This is a genomic window from uncultured Limnohabitans sp. (assembly GCF_937889215.1).
In the GTDB taxonomy this organism is placed as follows: Bacteria; Pseudomonadota; Gammaproteobacteria; order Burkholderiales; family Burkholderiaceae_C; genus Limnohabitans_A.
In genome coordinates this window covers 1-8168 of sequence record NZ_CALBEX010000035.1, presented here as the reverse complement: position 1 = coordinate 8168, position 8168 = coordinate 1, and the positions used below count along the sequence as shown (strand labels likewise).

Annotated in this window: 10 protein-coding genes and 2 pseudogenes; 6 read left to right on the top strand and 6 right to left on the bottom strand. The window is 61.3% G+C overall.

Features of this window, described 5'->3' with window-relative positions:
* A pseudogene (gene moaC, locus Q0341_RS00875) lies at nt 1–85 on the top strand (cyclic pyranopterin monophosphate synthase MoaC); the annotation flags it as partial.
* A gap of 1 nt (nt 86) precedes the next feature.
* Nucleotides 87–248, top strand: coding sequence for a hypothetical protein (locus Q0341_RS00870; RefSeq protein ID WP_299509928.1), 162 nt, complete (start codon nt 87–89; stop codon nt 246–248).
* 154 nt (nt 249–402) lie between these two features.
* Here the strand turns inward: Q0341_RS00870 and recX are convergent, their stop codons facing one another.
* Together recX and recA are read right to left on the bottom strand one after the other, a co-directional pair.
* Nucleotides 403–858, bottom strand: a complete 456-nt coding sequence (recX, locus tag Q0341_RS00865) for a recombination regulator RecX (protein WP_299509926.1) — start codon at nt 856–858, stop codon at nt 403–405.
* A 2-nt stretch (nt 859–860) separates the two neighbouring features.
* Complete coding sequence (gene recA / locus Q0341_RS00860) at nt 861–1898, bottom strand: recombinase RecA (RefSeq protein ID WP_299509924.1); 1038 nt, start codon at nt 1896–1898, stop codon at nt 861–863.
* A gap of 141 nt (nt 1899–2039) precedes the next feature.
* Here recA and Q0341_RS00855 point away from each other — a divergent pair, with 141 nt between their 5' ends.
* The 3 genes from Q0341_RS00855 to Q0341_RS00845 all read left to right on the top strand — a co-directional run bounded on the left by Q0341_RS00855 (nt 2040) and on the right by Q0341_RS00845 (nt 4921).
* On the top strand, nt 2040–2543 hold the full coding sequence (locus tag Q0341_RS00855) for a MarR family winged helix-turn-helix transcriptional regulator (protein ID WP_299509922.1): 504 nt from the start codon (nt 2040–2042) through the stop codon (nt 2541–2543).
* A 207-nt stretch (nt 2544–2750) separates the two neighbouring features.
* On the top strand, nt 2751–3425 hold the full coding sequence (locus Q0341_RS00850; protein WP_299509920.1) for a response regulator transcription factor: 675 nt from the start codon (nt 2751–2753) through the stop codon (nt 3423–3425).
* 56 nt (nt 3426–3481) lie between these two features.
* The gene (locus Q0341_RS00845; RefSeq protein ID WP_299509930.1) at nt 3482–4921 is read left to right on the top strand and encodes a sensor histidine kinase; all 1440 of its coding nucleotides are present in this window, start codon (nt 3482–3484) and stop codon (nt 4919–4921) included.
* 207 nt (nt 4922–5128) lie between these two features.
* Here the strand turns inward: Q0341_RS00845 and Q0341_RS00840 are convergent, their stop codons facing one another.
* From Q0341_RS00840 to Q0341_RS00825, 4 genes are all read right to left on the bottom strand, one after another.
* Nucleotides 5129–5788, bottom strand: a complete 660-nt coding sequence (locus Q0341_RS00840; protein ID WP_299509919.1) for a glutathione S-transferase N-terminal domain-containing protein — start codon at nt 5786–5788, stop codon at nt 5129–5131.
* 23 nt (nt 5789–5811) lie between these two features.
* Nucleotides 5812–6165 (bottom strand): hypothetical protein, encoded by a 354-nt coding sequence (locus Q0341_RS00835; RefSeq protein ID WP_299509917.1) that lies wholly within the window; start codon nt 6163–6165, stop codon nt 5812–5814.
* Between the two features lie 14 nt (nt 6166–6179).
* Nucleotides 6180–6941: a biotin--[acetyl-CoA-carboxylase] ligase gene (locus Q0341_RS00830; RefSeq protein ID WP_299509914.1), complete on the bottom strand. Its 762-nt coding sequence runs from the start codon at nt 6939–6941 to the stop codon at nt 6180–6182.
* A 79-nt stretch (nt 6942–7020) separates the two neighbouring features.
* The gene (locus tag Q0341_RS00825; protein WP_299509912.1) at nt 7021–7788 is read right to left on the bottom strand and encodes an SET domain-containing protein-lysine N-methyltransferase; all 768 of its coding nucleotides are present in this window, start codon (nt 7786–7788) and stop codon (nt 7021–7023) included.
* Between the two features lie 95 nt (nt 7789–7883).
* On the opposite strand from Q0341_RS00825, the pseudogene Q0341_RS00820 reads away from it, so the two are divergent.
* Nucleotides 7884–8168, top strand: a pseudogene (locus tag Q0341_RS00820) (toprim domain-containing protein); the annotation flags it as partial.

Sequence of the window (8168 nt, the reverse complement as noted above, 5' to 3'; positions counted from 1 at the left end):
CGTGGACCGGGGCATGACCATCACCGATGTGAAACTGCTGGAAAAGCACGGGGGCAAATCGGGGAGTTTTGTGGCAGCAGCCTGATTTGCGTTCGAGCCCCGCACGGCTGGCCCACTTGGCACCAACAACCATGACGGCCTTGCATTTACCCACGGCCTATTTCATCGCCGGCATTTTGTATCTGATGGTGCCGGCGGCTGTGTGGGTGACGCTGCCCAAACAACACGCGCCCAACAACACGCTGTGATGCCTGGGCGCTGTGGCTTGCGGTCTGAGTCTGGTTTTGTCGGGTTAACGTGACCCATGGCCCCCACGGGCGGTGCCGTGGTCATGCGGCAATGACCCGGCGGGGGCCGCAGCCCCGGTTTTTCTGGGCTGATGCCTGTTTTTTAGATGCCTCGTCAATCTGGCTCAGCACCTTGCAGCACACGCCTTACCACTTCGGCGTTGAAGCCTCGGGTGATCAAGAACCGCATTTGCTTGACCTTGGCTTGAGGGTCTTGCGCCGGCGTACCAAATTTTTTGCGCCAGACTTCTTGCGCACGGCTGAACTCAGTTTCCTTGAGGCTGGCCATGGCCTCGGCCACCGCCTGGCCCGACAAGCCCTTGGAAGCCAGTTCTTGTTTGACACGGGCTGCCCCCAGTTTGCTGGCGCGGCGGTTGACCAGGGAGTCCACTGCACGGCTATCGTTGATGAAGTCCCGGACTTGCAACTCATCGAGGGCTTTGGCCAGCTCGCCGGGCACGTCTTCGTGGGCGACCAGCTTGCGCTCGAGCTCAGCGCGTGAATGTTCACGCTGGCTCAAAAGCCGCAAGGCGCGGCCTTTGAGCGTGGGCTGAATACCGGGCTTGTTCATGCTCAGTCTGCCTTGACTTCGGCAATCGCCGATTCGAGCAAACGGATACCCAGCGATTCGCGGACCTTGTTTTCGATCTCGCGGGCCAAAGCCGGGTTCTCGCGCAAAAACTCACGCGCGTTGTCACGGCCTTGGCCGATCTTCTCCCCCTGGTAGGCGTACCAAGCGCCCGATTTGTCGACAATCTTGGCGGTCACGCCCATGTCGATGACCTCGCCCTCGCGGCTGATGCCTTCTCCAAACAGGATGTCAAACTCGGCCGTCTTGAAGGGTGGGGCCACTTTGTTTTTGACTACTTTGACCTTGGTCTCGTTGCCGATGGCCTCGTCGCCCTTTTTGATGGTGCCGGTGCGGCGGATGTCGAGGCGGACCGACGCGTAAAACTTGAGCGCGTTGCCGCCGGTGGTGGTCTCGGGGCTGCCGAACATGACGCCGATCTTCATGCGGATCTGGTTGATGAAGATGACGGTGCAATTGGTCTTTTTGATGGTGGCGGTCAGCTTGCGCAAGGCCTGGCTCATCAAACGCGCTTGCAAACCGGGCAGGCTGTCGCCCATGTCGCCTTCGATTTCGGCCTTGGGCGTGAGGGCCGCCACCGAGTCAATGACGACCAAGTCGACCGCGCCGGAGCGCACCAAGCTGTCCACGATTTCCAGCGCTTGCTCGCCGGTATCAGGTTGGCTGACCAACAGCTCTTGCAGGTTCACACCCAGGTTTTGAGCGTATTGCACGTCCAGAGCGTGCTCCGCGTCGACAAAAGCGCAGGTGCCGCCCAAGCGCTGCATTTCGGAGATGACTTGCAGCGTGAGGGTGGTTTTGCCCGATGACTCAGGGCCGTAGATTTCGATCACGCGGCCACGGGGCAGGCCGCCCACCCCCAGCGCGATGTCCAGGCCCAAAGAGCCGGTGGACACCACCTGAATGTCAGCGATCACTTCGCCTTCGCCAAGACGCATGATGGTGCCTTTGCCGAATTGTTTTTCAATCTGGGCCAGGGCGGCTTGCAGGGCTTTGGACTTTTCGCTGTTGTCGTCGCTCATGGAAATCTCCTTGAATATCAATGGGTTGGGGCACCGGGCTCAACACCGATGTGCTGTTTACTGGATGCGTGAACAGTACTGTAAGCGAACTGTACAAACCTTGAAAGCGAATTTTTGGTCAGTTTGCCTTATCATATGTTCATGCCAGAAAACACCCACTCAAACCGCCCAACTGACCTCTTTTTGCAGGATGACCGCTGGCGAGAAACCCATCTGGGCCGCTTGCTGGGGCATGCGATGCGGCGCTTTGACGAGCGCGTGCTGCACCTGATGGCGGGCAACGAGGGGGTGCCACTGGCGCTGGCCAATCTGGCCGCGCGTGACCAAATCAGCGCCGCGCATGTGCACATCACGCGGCATCTGGCCTTGGGTGGCTCGCGCCTGACCGATCTGGCCCGCGCCGCAGGCATGAGCAAGCAGGCCATGGGCGATCTGGTGGACCAATGCAACGCCTGGGGTCTGGTGCAACGCGAAGCCGACACGCTGGACGCCCGTGCCCGGCGGGTGGTGTTCACGCCCGTGGGCCTGGCCTGGCTGCAAGCTTTCAAGGACGCCGTGGCCCAGGCCGAGGCCGAGTTTCGCGAAGCTGTGGGCAAAGATGTGGCCACCGTGGTGGCCTTGGGGCTCGAGGCCTATGCCGCTTGATTGAAAGCCGCCCCCAACAACCGCGCTTCACAACCCAAGCAGCCCATCGCGAAGCGACATGCCTATCAGCCGCACAGCGCACCCACAACGCCTGGCCTGAGCGCGCTCAACGGCCATGCGGGTCAACCCGAACCGTCCAAGCCTGACACTAAAATCATCACGTCTGGCCAACCACTGAGCCCCACCCCAAAACAAAAGGAGACAGTCATGCGTATTCTGATAGCCGAAGATGACCAAGTTCTCGCAGACGGTTTGCTGCGCACCTTGCGCAGCGCAGGTGCGGCTGTGGACCATGTGGCCAGCGGCAACGAGGCCGATGCGGCCCTCATGACCAACAACGAATTTGACTTGCTGATCCTGGACTTGGGCCTGCCCAAGATGCACGGACTCGAAGTGCTCAAGCGTTTGCGCGCCAGGGGGTCGGTGCTGCCCGTGCTCATCCTCACGGCCGCCGACAGCGTAGAAGATCGCGTCAAAGGCCTGGACTACGGTGCGGACGACTACATGGCCAAGCCGTTCAGCCTGCAAGAGCTTGAAGCCCGCGTGCGCGCCCTCACGCGCCGGGGCATGGGAGGTGCGACCTCACAGATCAAACACGGACCGCTGATCTACGACCAATCCGGACGCGTGGCCACCATCGATGGCAAGATGGTCGAGCTGTCAGCCCGTGAGCTGGGTCTTCTGGAGGTGTTGCTGCAGCGCGCTGGCCGCTTGGTCAGCAAAGACCAGTTGGTCGAGCGCCTGTGCGAGTGGGGCGAAGAGGTCAGCAACAACGCGATCGAGGTCTACATCCACCGCCTGCGCAAGAAAATCGAAAAAGGCCCAATCCGCATCGCCACCGTGCGCGGCCTGGGTTACTGCCTGGAAAAGATCCCAGGCTAAGCCCTGGTTTGCCGCATGCACAAAGCCCTGAAGCCATGAAATCCAAGGGCTGGAACATGCGGGTCTTCAAACGCGAGCAACGCTCGCTGTTTGGCGAAATCCTCGACTGGATGCTGACGCCGCTGCTTTTGCTGTGGCCCATCAGCCTGGCGCTGACCTGGCTGGTGGCCCAGGGACTGGCCAACAAGCCTTTTGACCGGGCGCTGGTCTACAACGTGCAGGCGCTGGCCCAGCAGGTCAAGCTGGGCACAGACAAGCGTGTCGAGTTCAGTCTGCCGCAGCCCGCCAGCGAACTGTTGCGGGCTGACGAAACCGATCTGGTGTATTACCAAGTGCGCGGGGCTTTCAACGAGCACCTGAGCGGTGAACGCGATCTGCCCCTGCCCACGCCCAACGAACCCAAGGGCAGCAGCTACCAAGTGCACATCCGTGACGATGAGATGCGTGGCCTGGAAGTGCGGGTGGCTTACACCTGGATACAGCTGGCTGCAGATGGCCAACGCCCGGCCCTAGTGCAGGTGGCCGAAACGCGAGAAAAACGCTCGGTATTGGCCGCTGAAATCATCAAAGGCGTGATGCTGCCCCAGTTCGCCTTGCTGCCGCTGGCGGTGCTGTTGGTGTGGTTGGCGCTGGTGCGTGGCATCAAGCCGCTGTCGCAGCTGGAAGAGCGCATCCGCAAGCGCAAACCCGATGACCTCAGCCCTCTGGATGACAAAGCCGTGCCCATGGAGGTAGCGCCCTTGGTGGTGTCGGTGAACGACTTGCTCGAGCGATTGAAGGACTCCATCGTCACGCAAAAACGCTTTCTGGCCGACGCTGCCCACCAGCTCAAAACCCCTCTGGCGGGCTTGCGCATGCAAGCGGATTTGGCGCAGCGCTCGGGCTCCAGCGAAGAAGACCTGAAAAAGTCTTTGCAGCAAATTGGCCGCGCCAGCGTGCAGGCGACACACACCGTCAACCAGCTGCTGTCACTGGCCCGCGCCGAGGGTGGTGGGACCAACTTGCCCTTGCAGTCGTGCGACATGGCCCTGCTGGCCAGCGAGGTTTTGCAAGACTGTCTGCCCCTCGCCATGGACAAGGGCCTGGACCTGGGCTTTGAGGGCGTGGCCGCAGGCACACCGGGCGGACAGGTGCAAGGCAACGCCACCTTGCTCAAGGAGATGCTGCGCAACTTGGTAGAAAACGCCGTTCACTACACGCCCAACACCCCCGAGCGCCAGGGCGTGATCACGTTGCGGGTGTTGGTCGACCCCTACAGCAAAGTGCTGGTGATCCAAGTGGAAGACAACGGCCCTGGCATTCCCTTGGGCGAGCGTGAGCTGGTGTTTCAACCGTTTTATCGGGCGCTGGGCACCAATGTGGACGGTTCAGGACTGGGTTTGCCCATCGTCAAGGAAATCGCCCAGCAACACAGCGCCACCATCAGCGTGGACGTAGCCCACCCGAGCCAAACGCCCAGTGGTGCTTGCTTTACGTTGCGGTTTGGTGCGGCTTAAGCCGCTGCCACTTGCCCCGCTGCTTGTGGGCTTGACGACCAACCACTCGTTTTTGGCGCAGCGGCAGGTTCCATGGCGGCGCAGCAGGCTGCATGGCGGCGTTCCACGGGCATGGTGTCGGACCTGAAGGCGCCGACCTACAAAACCCGTTCAGTATCCTGTAGGTCGGTGCCTTCAGGTCCGACAGGTTTTTTCAGCACAGCGGCTTCAGGCCACCGGACCCATGTTCAGCTGCAGGCGCTCGCGCTCGATCACGCGGGCCACGGCGGGTTCTGCGGCCACTTTTTGCACAAAGGCCCACAACTCGGGGTGCGCCTCGGGGGCGATGCCCGCGATGGTGCCCCAGCGGGTGAGCGTGAGGCTGTAGGCATCCAGAGGCCCAAACCGGTCACCGCTGAGCCAAGCTTGACCTTTGGCGGATGCGGCTTTGACCAGGTCTTGCAGCTCGCTGAGCATGCCGCGAAACAGTTGCGTGTTGTAGGGCTTGAGCGCCGCTTGCACTTCGGGCAAGTCGGTGAACTTTTGCGGCATGAAGATGTGCGTGAACGTCGGGTGCACGGTATTGTTCATCCAGGCCAACGTGGACAGCGCCCGAGCGCGGGACATGGGCTCTGCGGGCAAAAAACCAGCTTGCGGAAACAGCTGGTCCAAGTGCAAAACAATGGCCATGATTTGGGTCACTGGCTGCCCGTCACTCACCAACACAGGCACTTGGCCACGCGGGTTGATGGCTTTGTAATCCTCGCTGTTTTGCTCGCCTTTGTGCAGCTTGACCATGCTCGGCTCAAAGGCCGCACCGCTCATCTCCAACAGCACATGGGGCACAAACGAACAGGCACCGGGGGCGAAGTAAAGCTTCAAGCTCATGGCATGACTCCAAAGACAAGGGGTTATCGGGGTGTGGCCGGCAAGGCGGACGGTGCCGGTGCGGCGGGCGCGGTTGCTGATGCTGCGGGCAAAGTCGGTGCAATTGCGGGGGCAACCACCTCGGCAGCGGGTGCGGCACCATCGCTGACCGGGGCCTCAGCCTGCGCATTGCTGGACTCGGCAGCAGCAGGTGCTGCTGGGCGTACGGTGGGCAAAGGCAGCTCAAACTTCAAGGCCTCAGGATTGATTTGCTGCTGCAGACGCTCGGGTTCGCGCTGCTGGTTGGGGCCATGCCCCCAGCGCGCAAACGCATCCCATTGCCACGCCAGCACAGCGGCGTTGAGCAACAACAAAAGGCCCAGCCAGTATTTCAACATCTTGCAGTGTCCTATCAGGGAAAGGGGCGTACGCTGATTTCGGCGCTCTGGATGTCTTGCGCGCCGGCCTCGGTCTGCAATCGTAACGCACCCCCAACGCCCACCCCCAGCGCCTCGCCTTGCTGGCCATCGCTGGTGTGCACGCGTCGGCCCTTGAGCACATCACGGGCGGCAAAGCGGCTTTGCAAAGGGGCAAAACCGCTGGCTTCAAAAGCCAGCAGGGTTTGGATCAAGGGCAAGGCCACCCTGGCCAAGCAAGCGGGTGCGGTCAGCTCGGGCAGCAACTCGGTGAGGGCCGCTGGCGGCGTGTTGAGCCCGTTGGCTTCCCGGGGTTGGATGTTCAGGCCCACGCCCACCACCACTTGGCTGCGCGCGCCCATGCTGGCCGCCTCGACCAAGATGCCGCCGAGCTTGCGGTCCTGAAACCACAAATCGTTGGGCCACTTGAGGCACACATCGGGGTGCAGGCTTTCGGCCAGACTCAGGCCCACGGCCAAAGACAGGCCTGACCAGTCTTGGGGCGACAGCGGCAAGCTGAGAGAAAACGTCAATGAATCGCCTGGCTGGCTTTGCCACACCCGACCCAAACGGCCCCGCCCTGCGGTTTGGCGTTCGGCCACCAGCAAGGTCGGCTCGTGCAGGCCTGCGCGGGCCCGGCGCATGAGTTCGCTGTTGCTCGAATCGATCTCGGGCAACACCTCGACGGTGAAGTCGGGCAACAGGGGGTACACCTGCTCCCAAATCGTTTCAGCGGGCCAAGGGGTGAGCTGGATCATGGGGCATCGTGGTGGGGGCGGTCATGCGCGCCGAACGCCAGCGAGGGGCCAACAAGGCCTTTGCAGGCAGCGGCAGCGCCTATTTTTTCTGGCCAGGGGTTTTACCCGCCTTGGCGGGTTTTACGGGTTTGGCAGGTTTTGGGGGCTTGCCCGCCTGGGTGGCTTTCTTTTTGTCTTTGGCCTGTGCTTTGGCTTTGCCTTCGGATTTCACCTGGGCTTCGGGTTTGGCTTTGACCTGGGCACCGGACTGGGTCTTGCCCTCGGCCTTGGCCTTGGCCTTGGTTTTAACTTTGTCTTTGGCCTTGGACTTGGCCTTGGACTTTTTCTGACTTGGCGTTTTGGGCGTGTCCTTGCGCTCTTTGGGCGAAAGCAGCGTGCCCCGGCAATTGGCGCTGCCGCACCAGCAAGGGTATTCGGCCTTGAGCTTCTTGGTATAGGGCTCGTCGATGATCAGGCCGTAGTCGTAGTTCAACTCTTCGCCCGCGGCGATGTTGCGAATGGCCTTGATGAAGATGCGGTCGTTGTCTTCGTCGGCTTCGCAATTCGGGTTGCAGCTGTGATTGATCCAGCGCGACGAGTTGCCGCCGTGCAGCGCATCGATCACCCGGTCTTCGTTCACATGGAAATAGAAGGTGTGGTTGGGGTCGTTGGGGTCGTGCGGGTGGCGGTCTTGCGCCTCATCCCAGCTGATGATCTCACCCACGTATTCAATCAAGGTCTCGCCTTCGGCCAGGTCTTGCAGGGCAAACACGCCTTTGCCGTGCACACCGGAGCGGCGCACCTGGATGCGTTTACCGCTGGCATTGGCGACCGAGCGGCTGGGGGAGGAAACAGATGTTTTGGCCACGGCGTTAAAAATTTGTTATGGTGAATTCATGTGGGCGTGCGCGTGAGCGCGTGCCTGGGCGCGTGCGCACACGCGAGACAACGGATTGTAATGACATGAAGACACTGGTAATTGCGGAGAAGCCTTCGGTGGCTCAAGACATCGTCAAAGCCTTGACCCCGACCTCGGGTAAGTTCGAGAAACACGACGACCATTTCGAAAACGACACCTATGTCGTGACCAGCGCGGTGGGCCACTTGGTGGAGATCCAGGCCCCCGAGCAATACGACGTGAAACGCGGGAAGTGGAGCTTTGCCAATTTGCCGGTGATCCCGCCGCACTTTGACTTGAAGCCGGTGGACAAAACCAAGAGCCGTTTGACGGCTGTGGTCAGGCAAGCC

What these genes read in the sequence shown, in the direction of transcription:
- recX (WP_299509926.1), bottom strand. Translation starts at nt 858, where the DNA reads ATGAACAAGCCCGGTATTCAGCCCACGCTCAAAGGCCGCGCCTTGCGG.
- Q0341_RS00840 (WP_299509919.1), bottom strand. Translation starts at nt 5,788, where the DNA reads ATGAGCTTGAAGCTTTACTTCGCCCCCGGTGCCTGTTCGTTTGTGCCC.
- Q0341_RS00845 (WP_299509930.1), top strand. Translation starts at nt 3,482, where the DNA reads ATGCGGGTCTTCAAACGCGAGCAACGCTCGCTGTTTGGCGAAATCCTC.
- Q0341_RS00855 (WP_299509922.1), top strand. Translation starts at nt 2,040, where the DNA reads ATGCCAGAAAACACCCACTCAAACCGCCCAACTGACCTCTTTTTGCAG.
- Q0341_RS00830 (WP_299509914.1), bottom strand. Translation starts at nt 6,941, where the DNA reads ATGATCCAGCTCACCCCTTGGCCCGCTGAAACGATTTGGGAGCAGGTG.
- recA (WP_299509924.1), bottom strand. Translation starts at nt 1,898, where the DNA reads ATGAGCGACGACAACAGCGAAAAGTCCAAAGCCCTGCAAGCCGCCCTG.
- Q0341_RS00835 (WP_299509917.1), bottom strand. Translation starts at nt 6,165, where the DNA reads ATGTTGAAATACTGGCTGGGCCTTTTGTTGTTGCTCAACGCCGCTGTG.
- Q0341_RS00850 (WP_299509920.1), top strand. Translation starts at nt 2,751, where the DNA reads ATGCGTATTCTGATAGCCGAAGATGACCAAGTTCTCGCAGACGGTTTG.